The 20978-nt window shown below is 70.8% G+C and carries 20 protein-coding genes; 16 read left to right on the forward strand and 4 right to left on the reverse strand.

All coding sequences use genetic code 11. From position 1 onward, the window contains the following. Positions 1 to 124: 124 nt before the first annotated feature. Positions 125 to 976 carry a tRNA (adenine-N1)-methyltransferase gene (locus tag B9C99_RS22640; protein WP_016690821.1) on the forward strand — a complete coding sequence of 284 codons (852 nt, stop codon included), beginning with the start codon at positions 125 to 127 and terminating at the stop codon, positions 974 to 976. Positions 977 to 997: 21 nt separating this feature from the next. Here the strand turns inward: B9C99_RS22640 and B9C99_RS22645 are convergent, their stop codons facing one another. Continuing rightward, positions 998 to 1480 (reverse strand): hypothetical protein, encoded by a 483-nt coding sequence (locus B9C99_RS22645; RefSeq protein WP_088899424.1) that lies wholly within the window; start codon positions 1478 to 1480, stop codon positions 998 to 1000. A gap of 187 nt (positions 1481 to 1667) precedes the next feature. Here B9C99_RS22645 and arc point away from each other — a divergent pair, with 187 nt between their 5' ends. From arc to prcA, 6 genes are all read left to right on the forward strand, one after another. Continuing rightward, a complete protein-coding gene (gene arc, locus B9C99_RS22650) occupies positions 1668 to 3437 on the forward strand; it encodes a proteasome ATPase (RefSeq protein WP_026060876.1) in 1770 nt (589 codons plus the stop codon). A 78-nt stretch (positions 3438 to 3515) separates the two neighbouring features. Continuing rightward, on the forward strand, positions 3516 to 3902 hold the full coding sequence (locus B9C99_RS22655; protein ID WP_088899425.1) for a nitroreductase family deazaflavin-dependent oxidoreductase: 387 nt from the start codon (positions 3516 to 3518) through the stop codon (positions 3900 to 3902). Positions 3903 to 3957: 55 nt separating this feature from the next. Further along, positions 3958 to 5451: a depupylase/deamidase Dop gene (dop, locus tag B9C99_RS22660; protein ID WP_006552172.1), complete on the forward strand. Its 1494-nt coding sequence runs from the start codon at positions 3958 to 3960 to the stop codon at positions 5449 to 5451. Positions 5452 to 5617: 166 nt separating this feature from the next. Continuing rightward, positions 5618 to 5809: a ubiquitin-like protein Pup gene (locus tag B9C99_RS22665; protein WP_006552173.1), complete on the forward strand. Its 192-nt coding sequence runs from the start codon at positions 5618 to 5620 to the stop codon at positions 5807 to 5809. An 89-nt stretch (positions 5810 to 5898) separates the two neighbouring features. Beyond that, on the forward strand, positions 5899 to 6660 hold the full coding sequence (prcB, locus tag B9C99_RS22670; protein WP_228045135.1) for a proteasome subunit beta: 762 nt from the start codon (positions 5899 to 5901) through the stop codon (positions 6658 to 6660). Beyond that, entirely contained in the window at positions 6657 to 7469 is an 813-nt protein-coding gene (gene prcA / locus B9C99_RS22675) for a proteasome subunit alpha (RefSeq protein ID WP_088899426.1), read from the forward strand. The genes prcB and prcA overlap by 4 nt, the downstream gene beginning before the upstream one ends. Here prcA and B9C99_RS22680 read toward each other — a convergent pair. Beyond that, positions 7370 to 8938 carry a bifunctional phosphatase PAP2/diacylglycerol kinase family protein gene (locus tag B9C99_RS22680; RefSeq protein WP_026061780.1) on the reverse strand — a complete coding sequence of 523 codons (1569 nt, stop codon included), beginning with the start codon at positions 8936 to 8938 and terminating at the stop codon, positions 7370 to 7372. The genes prcA and B9C99_RS22680 overlap by 100 nt on opposite strands. Before the next feature lie 61 nt (positions 8939 to 8999). On the opposite strand from B9C99_RS22680, the gene pafA reads away from it, so the two are divergent. The 7 genes from pafA (at position 9000) to B9C99_RS26300 (ending at position 17649) form a co-directional block, all read left to right on the forward strand. After that, positions 9000 to 10358 carry a Pup--protein ligase gene (gene pafA / locus B9C99_RS22685; RefSeq protein ID WP_026061779.1) on the forward strand — a complete coding sequence of 453 codons (1359 nt, stop codon included), beginning with the start codon at positions 9000 to 9002 and terminating at the stop codon, positions 10356 to 10358. Between the two features lie 88 nt (positions 10359 to 10446). Further along, positions 10447 to 11442, forward strand: a complete 996-nt coding sequence (locus B9C99_RS22690; RefSeq protein ID WP_016695543.1) for a YafY family protein — start codon at positions 10447 to 10449, stop codon at positions 11440 to 11442. Continuing rightward, positions 11439 to 12467 carry a YafY family protein gene (locus B9C99_RS22695; RefSeq protein WP_016695542.1) on the forward strand — a complete coding sequence of 343 codons (1029 nt, stop codon included), beginning with the start codon at positions 11439 to 11441 and terminating at the stop codon, positions 12465 to 12467. The genes B9C99_RS22690 and B9C99_RS22695 overlap by 4 nt, the downstream gene beginning before the upstream one ends. A 137-nt stretch (positions 12468 to 12604) precedes the next feature. Beyond that, on the forward strand, positions 12605 to 12853 hold the full coding sequence (gene tatA / locus B9C99_RS22700) for a Sec-independent protein translocase subunit TatA (RefSeq protein WP_324256238.1): 249 nt from the start codon (positions 12605 to 12607) through the stop codon (positions 12851 to 12853). A 104-nt stretch (positions 12854 to 12957) separates the two neighbouring features. Continuing rightward, positions 12958 to 13896 carry a twin-arginine translocase subunit TatC gene (gene tatC / locus B9C99_RS22705; RefSeq protein ID WP_088899427.1) on the forward strand — a complete coding sequence of 313 codons (939 nt, stop codon included), beginning with the start codon at positions 12958 to 12960 and terminating at the stop codon, positions 13894 to 13896. Beyond that, complete coding sequence (locus B9C99_RS22710; protein ID WP_088899428.1) at positions 13893 to 16649, forward strand: DEAD/DEAH box helicase; 2757 nt, start codon at positions 13893 to 13895, stop codon at positions 16647 to 16649. Before tatC ends, B9C99_RS22710 begins: the two co-directional genes overlap by 4 nt. Positions 16650 to 16755: 106 nt before the next feature. Beyond that, the gene (locus B9C99_RS26300; protein ID WP_202399793.1) at positions 16756 to 17649 is read left to right on the forward strand and encodes a DUF4333 domain-containing protein; all 894 of its coding nucleotides are present in this window, start codon (positions 16756 to 16758) and stop codon (positions 17647 to 17649) included. Between the two features lie 10 nt (positions 17650 to 17659). On the opposite strand, the gene B9C99_RS22720 is transcribed toward B9C99_RS26300, so the two are convergent. After that, on the reverse strand, positions 17660 to 18637 hold the full coding sequence (locus B9C99_RS22720; protein ID WP_088899429.1) for a 5'-3' exonuclease: 978 nt from the start codon (positions 18635 to 18637) through the stop codon (positions 17660 to 17662). A 35-nt stretch (positions 18638 to 18672) separates the two neighbouring features. On the opposite strand from B9C99_RS22720, the gene B9C99_RS22725 reads away from it, so the two are divergent. Further along, complete coding sequence (locus B9C99_RS22725; RefSeq protein WP_088899430.1) at positions 18673 to 19803, forward strand: Xaa-Pro peptidase family protein; 1131 nt, start codon at positions 18673 to 18675, stop codon at positions 19801 to 19803. A 13-nt stretch (positions 19804 to 19816) separates the two neighbouring features. On the opposite strand, the gene B9C99_RS22730 is transcribed toward B9C99_RS22725, so the two are convergent. After that, entirely contained in the window at positions 19817 to 20134 is a 318-nt protein-coding gene (locus tag B9C99_RS22730) for a hypothetical protein (RefSeq protein WP_024101048.1), read from the reverse strand. 60 nt (positions 20135 to 20194) lie between these two features. Here B9C99_RS22730 and B9C99_RS22735 point away from each other — a divergent pair, with 60 nt between their 5' ends. Beyond that, a complete protein-coding gene (locus B9C99_RS22735) occupies positions 20195 to 20941 on the forward strand; it encodes an SDR family NAD(P)-dependent oxidoreductase (protein WP_088899431.1) in 747 nt (248 codons plus the stop codon). Positions 20942 to 20978 lie beyond the last annotated feature (37 nt).

The following is a 20978-nucleotide window of genomic DNA, read 5'->3' on the forward strand; positions in this document are numbered from 1 at the left end:
GTGTCGGTGGGGGGTGTGGGCGCAGCTGTGGTCACACCTGGCAGGCTAGGACGCGGGTCCGACACGGTGCCGGACCCGCGTGCCCGATCCCGGGTGCGGGGCTGGAACGAAGGTGGACACGGCGATGGCAGTAGGCGGACTCGGGCGCAGCGGACCCTTCCAGGTGGGGGACCGGGTGCAGTTGACCGACGCCAAGGGCCGCAAGTACACCGTGGTGCTCGAACCGGGCAAGGAGTTCCACACCCACCGCGGCGGGATCCTGCACGACGATCTGATCGGCACCGACGAGGGTGTGGTGGTCACCTCCACCAACGGCACCCCCTATCTGGCGTTGCGTCCGCTGCTCGTCGACTACGTGATGTCGATGCCGCGCGGCGCGCAGGTGATCTACCCGAAGGACGCCGCGCAGATCGTGCAGGAGGGCGACATCTTCCCCGGCGCGACGGTGCTCGAGGCCGGCGCCGGCTCCGGTGCGCTGACCTGTTCGCTGCTGCGCGCGGTCGGGGAGAACGGTCGGGTGATCTCCTACGAGGTGCGCGAGGATCATCTCGAATACGCCGAGCGCAATGTCGACACCTTCTTCGGGGAGCGCCCGGCGAACTGGACGACGGTGCTCGGGGATCTGGCGGACTACGACGTCGAGAAGTACGGCCGCGTCGACCGGGTGGTGCTGGACATGCTCGCCCCCTGGGATGTGCTCGAGACGGTGAAGAAGGCGCTGGTGCCCGGTGGGGTGCTCATCGTCTACGTGGCGACGACGACGCAGCTGTCGCGGGTGGTCGAGGCGATGCGGGAGCAGACCTGCTGGACCGAGCCGCGTTCGTGGGAGTCGATGGTGCGCGGGTGGCACGTGGTGGGTCTGGCGGTGCGTCCGGAGCATCGGATGCAGGGGCACACGGCGTTCCTGGTCAGTGCGCGCCGGCTGCAGGACGGGGTGGAGACCCCGAAGCCGCAGCGTCGGCCCAGCAAGGGCTGAGCCGACGCCGACCGGCGGGGGTCATTCGCAGCTGAGCGTGCCCATGGCCAGGATCGAGCAGGCGCTCTCGTCGGCGATGACCCAGGTGCCGTCGATCTGCTCGAAGGTCAGCGGCATCGGGGCGCCGCCGTGCGGGCCGGCGACCTCGGTGGTCGCGGTGACGGTGTCGGCGTCGACGGTGGTGATCTCGCCGACGGTGCCGGTGAGCGGGTAGCCGGCGAGCACGCCGGTGAACTGGTCGAGCACGGCGGTGCGCGCGGTGCCGTTCTCGACGACCGCGGCGCGGTCCTCGGTGGTGGCGGCCGGGTCGAAGAACACGTCGATCTGTTCCTGCAGCTGTTCGACGGTGACCGCGGCGGTCACGGTGGTGCTGGTCGTGATGGTCGTGGCGCTGGTCGTGGCGGCGGTGTCGTCACCGGCGTCGTCGGAGCTGCAGCCGGTCAGGGCGGTGAGGGCGGCGATCGCGGTGGCGGCGCAGAGTGTGTGAACTGGACGTGGGGTCACGGAGGAGTACCTTTCGAGAGAAACGGTCGACGCACGGTATTTAGGGGAGCCTAACAGCGTGTCGGGAGTGCGCCGCCATGGCGCGTCCCACACGCGACACATGTTCGGAACACGACTGTTTCGTGTCCTCCCCCATGTGGGGCGATGTCCCGGTAGCGTGGAATGACCGACAGTGGAGGGAGTCGCTATGAGCTCGTCAGAGAAGCCGGATGCGGTTGCGGCGGCACGCGAAATCGAAGAGTTGCGCGCAGAGGTGGCGACCTTGCGTCGTCGGCTCGGCGAACCGTCCGATCAGGTACGCGACCTCGAAGCCCGGCTCGAGTCCCTCACGGTCCGCAACGGCAAACTGCTCGAGACCCTCAAGGATGCGCGCCAGCAGCTGATCACGCTGCGCGAGGAAGTCGACCGGCTGGCCCAGCCGCCGAGCGGCTACGGGGTGCTGCTCGAGACGTTCGACGATCAGACCGTCGACGTGTTCACCTCGGGCCGCAAGATGCGGGTCGCGGTGTCCCCGAATCTCGAACTCGACACCTTCCGGCCCGGCCAGACGGTGCGGCTGAACGAGGCGTTGACCGTCGTGGAGGTCGGTGGTTTCGAACGCGTCGGCGAGATCACCACCCTGCGGGAGGTGCTCGACGACGGCACCCGCGCGCTGGTGGTCGGGCACGCCGACGAGGAACGCATCGTGTGGCTGGCGGCCCCGCTCGCCGCGGCCGCCGCCGACGACAGGACCGATGTGCTCGTCGACGACGAGAACTCGTTCACGCTGCGCCCGGGTGATTCGTTGCTGGTCGACAGCAAGGCCGGTTACGCCTTCGAACGGATCCCCAAGGCCGAGGTCGAGGATCTCGTGCTCGAGGAGGTCCCGGACGTCGGCTACAACGACATCGGTGGCCTGGGTCGGCAGATCGAGCAGATCCGCGACGCGGTGGAGTTGCCGTTCCTGCACAAGGACCTGTTCCGCGAGTACTCGCTGCGCCCGCCGAAGGGTGTGCTGCTGTACGGCCCGCCCGGCTGCGGTAAGACCCTGATCGCGAAGGCGGTCGCGAACTCGCTGGCGAAGAAGATCGCCGAGGCCCGCGGCGACGATTCGAAGGAAGCGAAGTCGTTCTTCCTCAACATCAAGGGCCCGGAGCTGCTGAACAAGTTCGTCGGTGAGACCGAGCGGCACATCCGGTTGATCTTCCAGCGGGCCCGGGAGAAGGCATCCGAGGGCACCCCGGTGATCGTGTTCTTCGACGAGATGGACTCGATCTTCCGTACCCGCGGCTCGGGTGTGTCCTCCGATGTGGAGACCACGGTGGTGCCGCAGCTGCTCGCCGAGATCGACGGTGTCGAGGGGCTCGAGAACGTCATCGTCATCGGTGCGTCGAACCGTGAGGACATGATCGACCCGGCGATCCTGCGGCCCGGCCGCCTCGACGTGAAGATCAAGATCGAGCGTCCGGACGCGGAGGCCGCGCAGGACATCTTCTCGAAGTACCTGACCGAGAGCCTGCCGGTGCACGCCGATGATCTCGCCGAGTTCGGCGGCGATCGGGTCGCGTGTGTGCGGGCGATGATCGAGCGGGTCGTCGAGCGGATGTACGCCGAGTCCGAGGACAACCGGTTCCTCGAGGTCACCTACGCCAACGGCGACAAGGAGGTCCTGTACTTCAAGGACTTCAACTCCGGCGCGATGATCCAGAACATCGTCGACCGGGCGAAGAAGTACGCGATCAAGTCGGTGCTCGAGACCGGGGCGCCCGGTCTGCGGGTGCAGCACCTGCTCGATTCGATCGTCGACGAGTTCGCCGAGAACGAGGACCTGCCCAACACCACGAATCCGGACGACTGGGCCCGGATCTCAGGGAAGAAGGGCGAGCGGATCGTGTACATCCGCACCCTGGTCACCGGCAAGAACGCCAGCGCGAGCCGCGCGATCGACACCGAGTCGAACACCGGCCAGTACCTGTAGGAATCCACCCGCGACGGCCGGGCCTTCCCTCCTCCGGAAGGTCCGGCCGTCGCGGCCTATCCAGGGGGAGGACCGACCGTGCCGTTGCCGCGCACCATGGCCCGGTTCAACAAGATCGTCACCAACCGGGTCACCACACCCTTCGCGCAGCTGCTACCGGGCACCGCGGTGGTCGAACATCGCGGGCGCCGCTCGGGCCGGGTATTCCGCACCCCGGTGCTGCTGTTCGGTGTCGGCGACGATCTGCGGATCGCGTTGACCTACGGCGCCGACACCGACTGGGTGCGCAACGTGTGCGCCGCCGGTGAGGCGGTGGTGCACACCCGGGGCAGGGCCATCCCGGTGCGCGACCCGCGGCTCGGGACCGACCGGCAGGCGAGTTGGGCGCCGCTGCCGGTGCGGGTGGCGCTGCAGGCGATCGGGGCGCACGGCTATCTGGACTGCACCCCCAAGGCGCACCGCTGACCGGTGGCGGGGCTGTTCACGACCGTGAGCGTCCGGATCGCCTAGGCTCGAGGGCATGCAGCGGATCATCGGTATCGAGGTCGAGTACGGGATCTCCTCACCCAACGAGCCATCGGCGAACCCGATCCTGACCTCCACGCAGGCGGTGCTGGCCTACGCGGCCGCCGAAGGGGTGCCGCGCGCGCGGCGCACCCGCTGGGACTACGAGGTCGAATCGCCCCTGCGCGACGCGCGGGGCTTCGATCTGGGCCGGTTCAACGGCCCGGCCCCGGTCATCGACGCCGACGAGGTCGGTGCCGCGAACATGATCCTCACCAACGGGGCGCGCCTGTACGTCGACCACGCCCACCCCGAATACTCCGCCCCGGAGGTCGCCGACCCCCTCGACGCGGTGATCTGGGACAAGGCCGGGGAACGGGTGATGGAGGCCGCCGCCCGGCACGCCTCGAGTGTGCCCGGCGCACCCCGACTGCAGCTGTACAAGAACAACGTCGACGGCAAGGGCGCCTCCTACGGCACCCACGAGAACTACCTGATGGACCGCGAGACCCCGTTCTCCGCGGTGGTCGCGGGCCTGACCCCGTTCTTCGTCTCCCGGCAGGTCATCACCGGCTCCGGGCGCGTCGGCATCGGCCAGTCCGGTGACGAGCCCGGTTTCCAGCTCTCGCAGCGCGCCGACTACATCGAGGTCGAGGTCGGTCTCGAGACCACCCTCAAGCGCGGCATCATCAACACCCGCGACGAACCACACGCCGACGCCGACAAGTACCGGCGCCTGCACGTGATCATCGGCGACGCGAATCTGGCGGAGATGTCCACCTACCTCAAGGTCGGCACCACCGCGCTGGTGCTCGACCTGATCGAGGCCGGCATCGACCTGTCCGATCTGCAGCTCGCCCGCCCGGTCACCGCGGTGCACCACATCAGCCACGACCCGTCGCTGCGCAAGACCGTCGCGCTCGCCGACGGCCGGGAGCTGACGGGCCTGGCGCTGCAGCGGATCTACCACGAGCGGGTCGCGAAGTTCCACGACGGCACCGAGGACAAGCGGATCCTCGACATCCTCGACAAGTGGGCGATGGTGCTCGACCTGCTCGAACGCGACCCGATGGAATGCGCCGACCTGCTGGACTGGCCCGCGAAGCTGCGGTTGCTCGAGGGCTTCCGTAACCGCGAGGGGCTGTCCTGGTCGGCGCCGCGCCTGCACATGGTCGACCTGCAGTACTCGGATGTGCGCCTGGACAAGGGCCTGTACAACCGGCTCGTGGCCCGCGGGTCGATGCAGCGGCTGGTGTCCGAGCAGCAGGTCCTCGATGCGGTGCACACCCCGCCGTCGGACACCCGCGCCTACTTCCGCGGCGAGTGCCTGCGCCGTTTCGGTGCCGATATCGCGGCGGCGAGCTGGGATTCGGTGATCTTCGATCTCGGTCGCGAGTCGCTGGTGCGCATCCCGACGCTCGAACCACTGCGTGGCAGCCGCGCGCATGTCGGGGAGCTGCTCGAGACGGCGCAGTCGGCGGCGGAGTTGGTCGATCAGCTCACCCACTGACCACCCGCCCGGCAGGGGTGCGGTGGCCGGATCACAGGTCGCGAGTACGCGTGTCGCCACCGGTGGACCGCTTCGCTGGGTAGGGTAGGAGTTCGAAGCAGCGGTGACCACACCGATCGTCGACCGGTGACGGTTCCGCGCCGAGTACAGGAGGAGGTCGGCGGCTATGGCACAGGAGCAGACCACACGCGGTGGCGGCGGAGACGACGACGAGGTCGTCGGTGACGGCGGTGCCGGTCAGGAGCGTCGCGAGAAGCTCGCCTCGGACACCGACGATCTTCTCGACGAGATCGACGACGTGCTCGAGGAGAACGCGGAGGACTTCGTGCGGGCATATGTGCAGAAAGGTGGCCAGTGACAGCCGAACGATCCTCTCTTCCCTACCGCGAGGTGCAGCCGAAGCTGCACCTCGCGTCGCCCTTGTCGTCGTTCTCCGACCACCTGCGGATGCACGCCCCGGAGATGCTGCCGGAGAACCGGTTCCGGTTCGAACGAGGTGACCACGTGGACCTCGCCCCGCACGGCACCACCATCGTGGCGCTGACCTTCGACGGGGGTGTGCTCATCGCCGGCGACCGGCGCGCGACCATGGGCAACCTGATCGCCTCCCGCGACGTCGACAAGGTGTTCATCACCGACAACTATTCGGCGGCCGGCATCGCCGGCACCGCGGGCCTGGCGATCGAGCTCGTGCGACTGTTCGCGGTCGAACTCGAGCACTACGAGAAGATCGAAGGTGTGCCGCTGACCTTCGACGGCAAGGCCAATCGGCTCTCGTCGATGGTGCGCGGCAATCTCGGTGCGGCCATGCAGGGCCTGGCCGTGGTGCCGTTGCTGGTCGGTTTCGACCTCGACGCGTCCGATGCGCACCGCGCCGGGCGGATCGTGTCCTACGACGTGGTCGGGGGCCGCTACGAAGAGCGCGCCGGCTACCACGCGGTCGGCTCCGGATCGTTGTTCGCCCGCTCGTCGCTCAAGAAGCTCTACCGCGCCGACGCCGACGAGCAGAGCGCGCTGCGCAGCGCCGTCGAGGCGCTGTACGACGCGGCCGACGACGACACCGCCACCGGTGGTCCCGACACCACCCGCGGGATCTACCCGACGGCGGTGGTGATTACCGCGGCCGGGGCCGTGGCCGTCGCGGAGGAAACCCTGTCCGAGCTGGCCCGCACCATCGTGGCCGACCGCACCGCAGGAGATGCCCGGTGACACTTCCGTACTATGCGTCCGCCGAGCAGATCATGCGCGATCGCTCGGAGCTGGCCCGTAAGGGCATCGCCCGGGGCCGGTCGGTGATCGCGTTGACCTACGCCGACGGTGTGCTGCTGGTGGCGGAGAATCCGTCGAAGGCGCTGCACAAGATCAGCGAACTGTACGACCGGGTCGGTTTCGCCGCCGTCGGCAAGTACAACGAGTTCGAGAATCTGCGGCGCGCCGGGATCATGCACGCCGACATGCGCGGCTACTCCTACGACCGGCGGGACGTGACCGGGCGGGCGCTGGCGAACGCCTACGCGCAGACCCTCGGCACGATCTTCACCGAGCAGCCCAAGCCGTACGAGGTGGAGATCTGCGTCGCCGAGGTCGGGCGCGCCGACACCGAGGACGGCCCGCAGCTGTACCGCATCACCTACGACGGGTCGATCGTCGACGAACCGCAGTTCGTGGTGATGGGCGGCAACACCGAACCGATCGTCACCGCGCTGCGCTCGTCGTACACGGCGGGTCTGCCGCTCGACGAGGCGGTCGCCGTGGCGGTGACCGCGCTGCAGCAGCCCGCCACCGCCGATGCGGCACCGCGGGTGCTCGGCCGCGGGGAACTCGAGGTCGCGGTGCTCGAGAAGCAGCGGCCGCGCCGCGCCTTCCGGCGTATCTCGGGGGTGGCGCTCGACGCGCTGCTGCCCAGCACCGGGTCTGCTCAGGCGGCGCCGTCGGAGGCGCCCGCCGGTCCGGCCCCGGAGTCGGGGTCCGAGACCGCGACCGGCTCGGAGACCGGGTCCGGTCCCGACGCGGGCTGATCCGCCGCGAGCCGATAGACCGTCAACGCCGACGGCACCACCTCGAAGTCGAAACCGGTGCCGTCGGCGAGGACCTCCCCGTCGGTGGCCAACGCCACCGGATCCCCGATGACCTCCACCGACAGGCCCGGGATGTGCCGCTGCCGATACATCGGTGACGCGCCGAGGGTGCCGGTCGCCGCAGCGAGCAGCAGGCGTAGCCGCGAGAACCGACTCTCCGCGGGCAGATACCGCACGTCGAGGGTGCCCCGATCCAGATGGGCGCGGGACATCGGCACCTGATCCGCCGGGGTGTAGTGGCCGTTGCCGACGAACAGCAACCACACCGCCCGCCCCGCCCCGTCGATCCGCACGGGCATCGGGCTCGCCGTGCGCAGCACCGCGAGCATCGCCAGGCCCGCCGCCGGCCACTTGCCGATCCGCGGTTCCCAGTGCTCCCGCAACCGCACCGCATCCGGATAGCCGCCGAGGCTGGCGGTGTTGACGAACCGCCGCACCGTGCGCCCGTCCGGCCCGGTCACCGTGACCTGACCGAGCCCGACGGCCACCGCCTGCCCGGCGGTGACCGCCCGCACCGTCTCCTCCAGGTCCACCACGCCGAGGTCGAGCGCGAAATGGTTGAGGGTGCCGCCGGGGAACACCGCCACCGGCAGCCGCGCGTCGACGGCGACGTCGAGCACCGCCGCGACCGTGCCGTCCCCGCCGCACACCCCCACCGCCTGCGGCCGATGTTCGGTCAGCAGACGTTCCAGCTGCTCCGCCGGATCGCCGTCGGGATCCAGATCGACGCGCCGCACCCCCGGCAGCGCGGCGGTGACCGCCGCGGCGATCTCCTCGGCGGTCCCGGCGTCGCGGTTGACCACCAACAGCATCCCGTCGCCGCCGGGCAGGGCGGGCGCGGCGGCCGCGACCTGCACGGTCGCCGGTTCGCGGCTGCGCACCGCCCACCAGCGGCGCGTCGACCACGCCACCGTCGCCCCCACGGCGGCGCCGACGACGACGTCGCCGGGCCAGTGCACGCCGGTGTGCACCCGCGAATAGGCCACCGCCGCGGCCAGCGGCGCCAGGACCGCCCCGGCCGCAGGGGATTCGAGCGCCACCCCGGTCGCGAACGCCGCCGCCGACGCGGCGTGCCCGGACGGGAACGACGACGAGCGGGGGATCGGCACACTGCGGCGCCGAAACTTCGGGTCGGTGCGCGCCGGGGGCCGGCGGCGCGGCAACAGCGGTTTGAGCAGCCCGTTGGTCAGGGCGCTGGCCCCGGCCACCGACAGCAGACCCCGCACCGCACCGCGGCGGGCGTGACCACCGACAGCGGCGCACACCGCGGCGCACGCCACCCACAGCACACTGTGGTTGGCGGCCCGCCCGAGATCGCGCAGCAGCGGGTCGGCGGGGGACGCGCGCAGCGCCCCGGTGCGCTCGAACAGGGCCCGGTCGGCGGTGCGGTAACGCTCGGGAACGATCACACCTCGACCGTAGATGTCGTTGCGACCCATGGGGGTCGGGTTCGCGCGGTACTGTCGAGGTGTGCAGCGACGAATCATGGGTATCGAGACGGAGTTCGGCGTCACGTGTACCTTCCACGGGCATCGTCGGTTGAGCCCCGACGAGGTGGCCCGCTATCTGTTCCGCCGGGTGGTGTCCTGGGGGCGCAGTTCGAACGTCTTCCTGCGGAACGGGGCGCGACTGTATCTCGATGTCGGTTCGCACCCCGAGTACGCCACCGCCGAGTGCGACGACCTGCTCCAGCTCGTCGAGCACGATCATGCCGGTGAGCGGGTCCTCGAGGAACTGCTCATCGACGCCGAGCAGCGTCTCGCCGAGGAGGGCATCGGCGGCGACATCTTCCTGTTCAAGAACAACACCGACTCGGCGGGCAACTCCTACGGCTGCCACGAGAACTATCTCGTCGCCCGTGTCGGCGAGTTCTCCCGCATCTCCGATGTGCTGCTGCCGTTCCTGGTGACCCGCCAGTTGATCTGCGGCGCCGGGAAGGTGCTGCAGACCCCCAAGGCCGCCACCTTCTGCCTGTCGCAACGCGCCGAGCACATCTGGGAGGGTGTCTCGTCGGCGACCACCCGGTCGCGGCCGATCATCAACACCCGCGACGAGCCGCACGCCGACGCCGAGAAGTACCGGCGCCTGCACGTGATCGTCGGGGACTCGAACATGTCCGAGACCACCACCATGCTCAAGGTGGGGTCGGCGGCGCTGGTGCTCGAGATGATCGAGGCCGGGGTGCCGTTCCGGGACTTCGCGCTCGACAACCCGATCCGCGCCATCCGCGAGGTCTCCCACGACCTGACGGGCCGACGCCCGGTGCGCCTGGCCGGCGGCCGGCAGGCCAGCGCGCTGGACATCCAGCGCGAATACCACGCGCGGGCGGTGGAATATCTGCACCAGCGCGAACCCGACCCGCACGTCGCGCAGGTGGTGGACCTGTGGGGCCGCGTCCTCGACGCCGTCGAATCGCAGGACTTCGCGAAGGTCGACACCGAGATCGACTGGGTGATCAAGCGCAAGCTGTTCCAGCGCTACCAGGACCGCTACAACATGGAGCTGTCGGATCCGAAGATCGCGCAGCTCGACCTGGCCTATCACGACATCAAACGCGGCCGCGGTGTGTTCGACCTGCTGCAGCGCAAGGGTCTGGCGGCGCGGGCGACCGACGACGAGTCCGTCGACGCGGCGGTGAACACCCCACCGCAGACCACCCGGGCGAAGCTGCGCGGGGATTTCATCGCCGCCGCGCAGGCCGCGGGCCGCGATTTCACCGTCGACTGGGTGCATCTGAAGCTCAACGATCAGGCGCAGCGCACCGTGTTGTGCAAGGACCCGTTCCGGTCGGTGGACGAACGCGTCGAACGGCTCATCGCCTCCATGTGAGTACCGCTGGCCGTCGGATCGGACCGGACGGTCCGATCCGATGGACGGTGATGCGGTGCCGGCGGCGTGCGGGCACTAGGGTTGGCGCGTGGCGATCTCGAAAGTCGAACGGCTGGTGAACCTGGTCATCGCGCTGCTGTCCACCCGACAGTTTGTGACCGCGGAGAAGATCCGTGCCTCGGTGGCCGGCTACTCCGAATGCGCGAGCGACGAGGCGTTCAGCCGCATGTTCGAGCGGGACAAGAACGAACTGCGCGATCTCGGGGTGCCCCTCGAGACGGGCCGGCCGTCGCGGTCGTCGACGGTGGAGGGCTACCGCATCAACCGCGACGCCTACGAACTGCCCGAGATCGACCTCACCCGCGAGGAGACCGCCGCCGTGGCCGTCGCCGCGGCGCTGTGGGAATCGCCGGAGCTGACCGCCGCCGCGCAGGGCGCGGTGCTCAAGCTGCGTGCCGCCGGGATCCGTGTCGACTCCGACGGTGGGGAAGTGGTGGCGCCGCTGCCGCCGCGCGCCCGCGGTTCCGAGCCGGCGTTGACGGCGTTGCTCGCCGCGATCGATGCGCGCCGCGCGGTGCGGTTCACCCACCGCAGTTCCCCCACCGAGCCGTGGTCGACGCGCACCGTCGAACCGTGGGGTGTGGTCACCGTGCACGGCCGCTGGTATCTCGTCGGACACGACCGCGACCGCGACGCGGTGCGCACCTTCCGGCTCTCGCGCATCGGCGACGAGATCACCGCGATCGGCCCCGAGGGGGCGGTGCAGATCCCGGAGGGCGTGGATCTGCGGGGGCGCGTGCTCGCCGCGACCTCCCCGGCGGAGGTCAGCGGATCGGCGCGGCTGTGGGTGGCCGACGGGCGCGCCTGGGAGCTGCGCCGGCTCGGACAGGCCGGCGCGGCCCGGCGGATCGGCGACCGCGACGGGGTGGAACTCGAGGTGCCGGTGCGCTCGTGGGAATGGATCGCCCGGATCGTCGCCGGGCAGGGCGCGGACGCGTTGGTGCTCGACCCACCGGAGTTGCGGGCCGAGGTGCACCGCATCCTCGAACAGGCAACCACGGATGCGGGGGAGGAGGAGCGATGAGCACACGACTGTCGGCGCGACTGGGACGACTGCTCAATCTCGTGCCCTACTTCCTGGCGCACCCGGGGATCAGCGCGGCCGAGGCCGCCCGCGATCTCGGGGTCACCCCGAAGCAGGTGATGGACGATCTGAACCAGCTGTGGGTGTGCGGGCTGCCCGGCTACGGGCCCGGCGACCTGATCGACCTGTCGTTCTCCGAGGACAGCATCGTGGTGACCTTCACCGCCGGCATCGAACGCCCCCTGCGGTTGACCTCCACCGAGGCCACCGCGCTGCTCGTGGCGCTGCGGTCACTGCAGGAGATGCCCGGTGTCGTCGACCCGTCCGCGGCGCAGTCGGCGATCGCGAAGATCGAGGCGGCCGCCGGGACCGCCGCGCTGCCCGCCGACACCACCACTGACACCGCCACCGCGGCGACTGTCGAGCCGGATCCGGAGGCGGCCGGGGACTCGGATGCCGCCGGACAGGTGCGGGCCGCGGTGCGCGACGGGCGGGCCGTGCACCTGACCTACTATTCGGCCTCCCGCGACACCGTCTCCGAACGCGACGTCGACCCGATCCGCATCGTCATCATCGACGAACACGCCTACCTGCAGGCCTGGTGCCGCAGCGCCGAGGGGGTGCGGCTGTTCCGCTTCGACCGCATCGACGCCGCCACCGTGCTCGACGAGCCGGCGCGACCGCCGCACCGGGCGATCACCGACGACGAGCACCTCGAACTGTTCGAGGGCGACCCGTCGCTGCCCGCCGCGCGGTTGCGCATCGCCCCCTCGTACACCTGGCTGCTCGACTACTACCCGCTCACCGACGTGCAGGTGCTGCCCGACGGCAGTTGTGAGGCGTCGATGCGGTACGCGTCGCCGGGGTGGATGGCGCGGTTGCTCGTCGGTCTCGGCGCCGGGGTGCAGGTGCTCGACCCTCCCGAGTTGCGGGCGGCGGTGCGGGCGCGGGCCGAGGCGGCGCTGGCGGCCTACGCCGAGCTCGACGGGGAGAACGCGAGCCGCGGTGCGGGGCCGACACCCTGACGGCGAGAGTTGTGAAACATCTGTGTGAACCCTCTGCAAATTGTGGGTGGATACACCGGCGCGAGGCCTCGGTGTGTGCTCGAGGTCCGGTAGCATCGATCGGAGCCGATCAGTGGAGGTTGTTGTAAATGGGTGCAATGAGCCCCTGGCACTGGGCCATCGTGGCGCTGGTGGTCGTGATTCTCTTCGGTTCGAAGAAGCTGCCCGACGCCGCGCGCGGTCTCGGTCGTTCGCTCCGGATCTTCAAGAGCGAGGTCAAGGAGATGCAGAACGACGACGCCCGGGCGTCCACGCCGCAGCAGCCGGCGCCGAATCCGTTGCCGGCCGCGCAGCCGACGACCGATCCCGCCGCGCCGAACACGCACACCGAACCGCGGTCTGCCTGACCGACGTTCATCCTGCCGGGGCGCCCACCGCGGGTGTCCCGGCGTTCCGCTGACCCCGGCACGCCCGCACGCCGGTGGTCTCGACAGGAGCTGAGAACCGCACCGTGCGCATCCCGTTCGATCCGCGCCGAAGCCGGCGCAAGACCAATCCCGACGGCACCATGTCGCTGGTCGAGCACCTCTACGAATTGCGCACGCGTCTGCTGATCGCTCTCGCTGCGATCGTGCTCACCACCATCCTCGGTTTCGTCTGGTACAGCCGCAGCCTGTTCGGCCTCGAAAGTCTCGGGGAGATCCTGCGCGGCCCCTACTGCGACCTGCCCGCCTCGGTCCGCGCCGACCTGAGCAGCGACGGGGCGTGCCGTCTGCTCGCCACCGGTCCGTTCGAGCAGTTCATGCTGCGCCTGAAGGTCGCCGCCACGGCGGGCATCGTCATGGCGTGCCCGATCTGGCTGTACCAACTGTGGGCGTTCGTCACCCCCGGCCTGTACCGCAAGGAACGCCGCTACGCGATCGGCTTCGTCACCTGCGGGGCGGCGCTGTTCGTCACCGGCGCGGTGCTGGCCTATCTGGTGATCTCCCACGCGTTGTCGTTCCTGCTCACGGTCGGCAACGACGTGCAGGTCACCGCCCTGTCGGGCGCCGAATACTTCGGCTTCCTCATCAACCTGCTGGTGATCTTCGGGGTGTCCTTCGAGATCCCGCTGGTGATCGTCGCGCTCAACGGCGTCGGGGTGCTGCCCTACGCCAAGCTCAAGGCGTGGCGGCGCGGGCTGATCATGGCGGTGTTCGTCTTCGCCGCCATCGCCACCCCCGGCCAGGATCCGTTCTCCATGCTCGCCCTGGCGTTGGCGCTGACGCTGCTCGTGGAGTTCGCCATCCAGATCGCCCGGCTGACCGACCGGCGCCGCGCCCGCAAGGCCCGCGCCGAGGGCTGGGCCGATCTCGACGACGACGAGGGTTCGACGATCCCCGCCCCGAGCCCGGTGGAGCCGGCAGCGCCCACCGATCCGGCCCGCACCGACTACTCCGACACCCTGTGACCGGCGACCCCACTCCCGGCCCTGCCGGTGACGACGGGACCGGCACCGCGCCGCTCGTCCCCACCCCGCAGCTCGCGGAGTTCGGCACCGGCCTCGGGTTCCCGCTCGACCCGTTCCAGATCGAGGCGTGCCGCGCCCTCGAGAACGGGCATTCGGTGCTGGTGTGCGCCCCCACCGGCGCCGGCAAGACCGTCGTCGGTGAGTTCGCGGTGTATCTGGCACTGCAAGGCGGTTCCAAATGCTTCTACACCACCCCGATCAAGGCGCTGAGCAACCAGAAATACGCCGACCTGTGTGCCCGGCACGGCCGCGACGCGGTGGGTCTGCTCACCGGCGACCAGTCCATCAACTCCGATGCGCCGGTGGTGGTGATGACCACCGAGGTGCTGCGCAACATGATCTACGCGTCGTCCACCGCCCTGATCGGCCTCACCCACGTGGTGATGGACGAGGTGCACTTCCTCGCCGACCGCTTCCGCGGCGCGGTGTGGGAAGAGGTCATCCTGCACCTGCCCGAGGACGTGCGGCTGGCGTCGCTGTCGGCGACGGTGTCGAACGCCGAGGAGTTCGGTGACTGGATGACCACGGTGCGCGGCGACACCACCGTCGTCGTCGACGAGGTGCGGCCCATCCCGCTGCACCAGCACATGATGCTCGGCTCCCGCATCTACGACCTGTTCGACCGCCGCGCCGACACCGACACCGCCCCGACCCGCCGGGGCCGCGACATCGTCGTCAACCCGGAACTGGCGTCGGCGGTGCGGCAACGGCAGAGCCTGTCCGGGATGGACCGCTGGGGTGAACGCGGACCCCGTTTCCGGCCGCCGCCGCGCCCGGAGGTCATCGTCCGCCTCGACCGCGACGGTCTGCTGCCGGCCATCACCTTCGTGTTCAGCCGCGCCGGCTGCGACGCCGCCGTGCAGCAGTGCCTGCGCTCGGGTCTGCACCTGACCGACGACACCGAAGCCGCCGAGATCCGCCGGATCGTCGACGAACACACCCGGGATCTGCCGCGCGGCGACCTCGAGGTCCTCGGCTACGCATCGTGGCGCACCGCCCTCGAACGCGGCATCGCCGCCCACCACGCGGGCATGCTGCCGGCCTTCCGGCACACCGTCGAAGAACTCTTCGTCCGCGGGCTGGTGCGGGCGGTGTTCGCCACCGAGACCCTCGCGCTGGGCATCAACATGCCGGCCCGCACCGTGGTGCTCGAGAAGCTCGTCAAGTTCAATGGCGACACCCACGCCGAGCTGACCCCCGGCGAGTACACGCAGCTGACCGGCCGGGCCGGGCGGCGCGGCATCGACGTCGAGGGTCACGCGGTGGTGCTGTGGCAGCCGGGCATCGAACCGGCCTCGGTCGCCGGGCTCGCCTCCACCCGCACCTTCCCGCTGCGGAGTTCGTTCCGCCCGTCCTACAACATGGCGGTCAACCTCATCGACGCCGTCGGGGTGGAGCGGTCGCGGGCGCTGCTGGAGATGTCCTTCGCCCAGTTCCAGGCCGACAAGTCGGTGGTCGGTCTCAAACGCGGCATCGACCGCAACGAGGCTACCCTCGCGCAGCTGCGCGACCAGCTCGGCGGTGAGGGCAGCGAGATCCTCGACTATCTGCGGTTGCGCGCGGAGCTGACCGACGCCGAACGCGCCCACGAGCGGCGCGGCAAGCAGGATCGCCGGGCCGCGGCGGTGGCGTCCCTGGTGACCCTGCGGCGCGGCGACATCATCGCCGTGCCCGCCGGTAAACACACCGGCCTGGCCGTGGTGGTGCTGCCGGACACCGACGCCGGTGATCCGCGGCCGCAGGTCGTCACCGCCGACGCCTGGTCCGGTCGCCTCTCCGCCGGGAACTTTCCGACCCCGGCGACGGTGCTGGGCACGCTGCGGCTGCCGCGGCACGTCGATCACCGCACCGGCCGCGGGCGCCGCGACATCGCCTCGGCGTTGCGGTCGAAGGGCCTCGTGCCGCCGCGCCGTCCCAAGCGCAACAAGTCCAAGGGTGACACCCGCGAGATCGACGCGTTGCGCCGCGAGCTCAAGCATCACCCGGCCCGCAAGCATCCCGATCTGGATTCGCTGGCGCGGGCCGGGGAGCGCTACCACCGGTTGCTGCGCGAAACCCAGCAGCAGCGCCGCAAGGCCTCCGCGGCGACGGATTCGCTGGCGCGCACCTTCGAGCGGATCGTCGCACTGCTCACCGAACGCGGCTATCTCACCGAGGGCGACGACCCGGCGACCACCGAGGCGGGGGGGAGGCTCGCCCGCATCTACACCGAATCGGATCTGCTGGTCGCCGAATGCGTGCGTCGGCGCGCGTGGGCGGGACTGTCCGCCGCCGAACTCGCCGCGGTCGCCTCGGCGGTGATCTACGAATCGCGCACCGACGAGCCGGTCACCGTCGTCGGGCCGACCGGCCCGATCCGGCACGCGCTGGCCGAGACCACCCGGATCTGCGACGGCTTGCGGGCCGACGAGATCCGGCACCGGCTGCCCCCGACCCGCGAACCGGATCTGGGTTTCGTCACCGCCGCCTACACCTGGGCGTCCACCGCGTCGCTGACCGAGGCGCTCGTCGCCGCGGAGGCGGCCGGCAAGGAACTCTCGCCCGGGGATTTCGTGCGGTGGTGTCGGCAGCTGATCGATCTGCTCGACCAGATCCGCACCTGCGCGGACGATCCGGAGCTCGCCTGCACCGCCGGCAAGGCGGTCGGGGCGGTGCGTCGCGGGGTCGTCGCCGTCGATCCCACCGCCGAATGACCCGGCCCCTGCGGGGTGTCCGGGACGCCCGGTAGGCGTGGATGCCCGCGCGGCGGGTGGACGCTACCGTATGGGCACACAACGGGAAGGGTGAGTGGAGACGACGATGACCGGGCCGAACGAACCGCAGGACTCGCCGGGGCAGAGGCCGCCGGAATCGACGGATCCATGGGCACCGAACCCGACCTCCGGGGGCGGTGAGCAGCCCGGATCACCGTGGGCGCCGCCCGCCGGCCAACAACAGCAGCAGTGGGGGCAGGGCAGCGGCACCGGCTGGGGGCAGTCACCCGCCGGGCAGTCGCCGTGGCAACCCGACACCGGTGCGGGTGGGAACGCCCCGCAGCCCGGGTGGGCGCCGCCCGCCGGGCAGCAGACTCCCGGGCAGCCCAACCCCGGGCACCAGAATCCGTGGGGTGCGCCGACCGGTGCACCGCACCAGGGGTGGGGTCCGGCCCCGCAGCCACCCGCGCCCGGCTGGGGACAGCAGGCACCCGGTCAACAGGCACCGGGGCAGGCACCGGGCTGGGCCCAGCAGCCGGGAGCACAGCCGTGGGGTGCGCCCGGTCAGCAGCCGGCACAACCCGGCCCCGGGTGGGGTGGGCAGCAGCCCGCCGGGACGCAGCCCTGGGGAGCGCCCGCGAACACCTGGCAGCAGCCCGGCACACCGCAGCAGAACGGCTCGCAGACAGGGAAGTCGAAGTTGCCGTGGATCCTCGGCGGCGTCGGACTCGTCGTGGTGCTCGCCATCGTCGGGATCCTCGCCGCGACGATGTTCGGCGGGAAGGTCCTCGACACCGAATCCACCCAGGCCGGCATCGCGAAGGTGCTCACCGAGTCCTACGGGGCCGGGCAGGTCGGCGACGTGCAGTGCCCCAGCGACCAGAAGGTCGAGGCCGGGCACAGCTTCACCTGCGCGGTCACCGTCGACGGCCAGTTCCGGGAGGTGACCGTCACCGTCACCGACGACAACGGCACCTACGAGGTCGGCCGCCCCAACTGACCGGGACCGGTCAGCGGTCGGCCAGGGCCGCGACCAGCGCGGACACCGGCCGTTCCAGACCCCACCGCTGCGCCAGCGCGGTGAGCTGCTCCGGATCGGCCGGTGCCGCCGGCAACACGTCCGAGCGGGACAGGTCCACGTCGGCGTCGGTGGCGACCCGCACCACCGGCAGCGCCGCATCCAGATAGTCCGCCGCGGCGGCGAGTTTGACCCGCATGCCCTTCGCCATCGACGTCGACTCGTCGAGCGCCGCCGCGCGCACCGCGTCGAGGGAGCCGTACTGCTGCAGCAACGACGCCGCGGTCTTCTCCCCGACGCCCTTGACGCCGGGCAGCCCATCCGACGGGTCGCCGCGCAGCGCCGCGAGTTCGGCGTAGGCGGCGCCGGCCCGCTCGGCGGGCACCCCGTAGCGTTCGGCGACCAGCGCCGGATCGAACAACTCCGCCTTGGCCAGGCCGCGCCCGGCGTAGAGCACCCGCACCGGCACCGGGCTGTCGGTGACGACTTGCAGCAGGTCGCGGTCGCCGCTGACCACGATCACCCGGTCGGTGGTCTCGCGGGCGGCGAGGGTGCCGAGCACGTCGTCGGCCTCGAAACCGGCCGCGCCGCCGGTGGCGATGCCGGCGGCGGCGAGCACCTCGAGGATCACCGGCACCTGCGGCAGCAGCGCGGGCGGGACCTCCTCGACGGTGCCGTCGGACCCGGCGGCGACCCGGTGCGCCTTGTAGCTGGGGATCGCCGCGACCCGGAAGGCCGGGCGCCAATCCAGATCCAGGCACACCACCAGCCGGGTGGGACGGTGGGTGCGGATCAGCGCGGCCACCATGTCCACGAAGCCACGCACCGCGTTGACCGGGCTGCCGTCGGGGGCGGTGACCTTCTCCGGGATGGCATGGAAAGCACGGAACCACAGGCTCGCGCCGTCGAGCAGCATCAACGTGGGGTCCGGTGCGGGCGTGGAGTTCTCCGGTGCGGTCACGGACCACATCCTGCCATCCGGCCGCGGCCACTAGGCTCGAAGACATGACCACTGCCGCCACCCGATTCCCCGCCGACCGTTACGCGGCCCGTCTGGCCCGCGCCGCCGAACTCGGTGCCGCCGCCGGCTTCGATGCGCTGCTCATCACCCCCGGACCGGACCTGCGGTATCTCACCGGCTCGCGCGCCGAGTCGTTCGAGCGCCTGACCTGCCTGGTGATCCCCACCGACGGCTCCGGCGCCACCGTGGTGGTGCCGCGGCTGGAGTTGGCGTCGCTGAACGACTCCGCGATCGGTGAGCTCGGTCTGCCGGTGCGGGACTGGGTGGACGGCCAGGATCCCTACGCGCTCGTGCGCGACCTCGTCGCGACGGCGGGGGCGTTCGCGGTGGCCGAGGCGATGCCGGCGCTGCACCTGGTGCCGCTGACCGCCCGGTTCGGCAGCTCCCCGTCCCTGGCGACGTCGGTGATCCGGCAGCTGCGGATGGTCAAGGACGCCGACGAGGTCGAGGCGTTGCGCCGCGCCGGTGCCGCCATCGACCGGGTGCACGCCCGCATGGGTGAATGGTTGCGCGCCGGGCGCACCGAAGCCGAGGTGGCCGCGGACATCACCGCCGCGATCCTCGAAGAAGGCCACACCGCGGCGGCGTTCGTCATCGTCGGTTCCGGCCAGCACGGCGCCGACCCGCACCACGAGGTGTCCGACCGGGTCATCGAATCCGGCGACATCGTCGTCATCGACATCGGTGGTCCCGTCGAACCGGGCTACTACTCGGATTCGACCCGCACCTACAGCATCGGCGAACCGGACCCGGAGGTCGCGACGAAGATCGCGGTGCTCGAGAAGGCACAGCAAACCGCGGTGGATGCGGTGCGGCCCGGGGTGCGTGCCGAGGACGTCGACGCCGCCGCCCGCAACCTGCTCGCCGCCGCCGGTTACGGGGAGGCATTCGTGCACCGCACCGGGCACGGCATCGGTCTGTCGGTGCACGAGGAGCCGTACATCGTCTCCGGCAACGACGACACCCTGCAGCCCGGCATGGCGTTCAGCATCGAACCGGGCATCTACTTCCGCGGCGAGTGGGGTGCGCGGATCGAGGACATCGTCGTCGTCACCGAGGACGGCTGCGAGTCGATGAACCTGCGCCCGCACGGATTGACGGTGCTGCCGGGCTGAGACCCGGCCGGGTTCACCGCTCGTCGAGCAGGGCGAGCAGCTTGTCGGCGAGGGGACCGGGATGGTCGGCGGCGGCCTGCCGCAGCGCCTCGTTGCGGGCGCGGATCTTGCGGGCGAACTTCGTCTGCGCGCCGGTGAGAACCTCGTAGGTGAGGATCTCGGTGTCGTAGTCCTCGACGATGCCCAGCAGCCGGTCGAGTTCGGCGACGGTGAGCAGGACGGTGGCCAACTCCGGGAAACCCTCCTCGGCGGCGTGCCCGGTCGCGAGGTCGCGGCGGGACTTCAGATCGGCGAGGAAGACGTCGATGCTCGGGGTGCGGTCACTGTCCATCCCGCAGACAGTAGAACCCCGACACTGCATCCCGGAGATCGACCCGGGACACTGGGCCGCATGAACCACACCGCGCAGGGAACCGTCGTCATCTTCGGGGGACGCAGCGAGATCGGCGTCGAGGTCGCCACCCGCCTCGCGCCGGGCCGCACCGTGATCCTGGCCGCGCGTCGCGCCGACGACCTGGTCGACGAATGCGCCGCCGTGCAGGCAGGGGGCGCGACGGCGGTGCACCCGGTCGAGTTCGACGCCGACGCCCTCGACACCCACACCGCGGTGCTCGACCGGATCGCCGCCTTCGGGCCGATCGATGTGGCGGTGCTGGCCTTCGGCATCCTCGGCGACCAGGCCCGCGCGGAAACCGATGCCGCGCATGCGGTGTCGATCGTGCACACCGACTACCTCGCGCAGGTCGCGTTGCTCACCGACCTGGCCCAGCGGTTGCGCGCCCAGGGCTCGGGTCGGCTGGTGGTGTTCTCCTCGGTCGCCGGGTGGCGGGTGCGCCGCGCCAACTACGTCTACGGCTCTGCGAAGGCCGGACTCGACGGTTTTGCGTCCGGTCTGGCGGATGCCCTGCACGGCAGCGGGGTGTCGCTGCTGCTGGTGCGCCCCGGTTTCGTGATCGGCCGGATGACGGAAGGTATGAGCCCGGCGCCGTTGTCGAGCACCCCACCGCAGGTCGCCGATGCGACGGTGCGGGCGCTGCACCGCGGGCGCGGGGAGGTGTGGGTGCCGGCGGTGCTGCGGCCGGTGTTCTTCGGGATGCGGCTGCTGCCGCGCGCGATCTGGCGGCGGCTGCCGCGCTGACTGTCGGCGTGCAGTTCCCGTCGTCGCGGCTCGGCGT

This window comes from Rhodococcus sp. BUPNP1, assembly GCF_002215235.1.
Classification (GTDB): Bacteria; Actinomycetota; Actinomycetes; order Mycobacteriales; family Mycobacteriaceae; genus Rhodococcus.

Bases quoted from the DNA above. Each gene is read 5' to 3' on its own strand.
- B9C99_RS22640 (WP_016690821.1), top strand. From the start codon at position 125: ATGGCAGTAGGCGGACTCGGGCGCAGCGGACCCTTCCAGGTGGGGGAC.
- arc (WP_026060876.1), top strand. From the start codon at position 1,668: ATGAGCTCGTCAGAGAAGCCGGATGCGGTTGCGGCGGCACGCGAAATC.
- dop (WP_006552172.1), top strand. From the start codon at position 3,958: ATGCAGCGGATCATCGGTATCGAGGTCGAGTACGGGATCTCCTCACCC.
- B9C99_RS22665 (WP_006552173.1), top strand. From the start codon at position 5,618: ATGGCACAGGAGCAGACCACACGCGGTGGCGGCGGAGACGACGACGAG.
- prcB (WP_228045135.1), top strand. From the start codon at position 5,899: ATGCACGCCCCGGAGATGCTGCCGGAGAACCGGTTCCGGTTCGAACGA.
- B9C99_RS22695 (WP_016695542.1), top strand. From the start codon at position 11,439: ATGAGCACACGACTGTCGGCGCGACTGGGACGACTGCTCAATCTCGTG.
- tatA (WP_324256238.1), top strand. From the start codon at position 12,605: ATGAGCCCCTGGCACTGGGCCATCGTGGCGCTGGTGGTCGTGATTCTC.
- B9C99_RS26300 (WP_202399793.1), top strand. From the start codon at position 16,756: ATGACCGGGCCGAACGAACCGCAGGACTCGCCGGGGCAGAGGCCGCCG.
- B9C99_RS22720 (WP_088899429.1), bottom strand. From the start codon at position 18,637: ATGTGGTCCGTGACCGCACCGGAGAACTCCACGCCCGCACCGGACCCC.
- B9C99_RS22725 (WP_088899430.1), top strand. From the start codon at position 18,673: ATGACCACTGCCGCCACCCGATTCCCCGCCGACCGTTACGCGGCCCGT.
- B9C99_RS22730 (WP_024101048.1), bottom strand. From the start codon at position 20,134: ATGGACAGTGACCGCACCCCGAGCATCGACGTCTTCCTCGCCGATCTG.
- B9C99_RS22735 (WP_088899431.1), top strand. From the start codon at position 20,195: ATGAACCACACCGCGCAGGGAACCGTCGTCATCTTCGGGGGACGCAGC.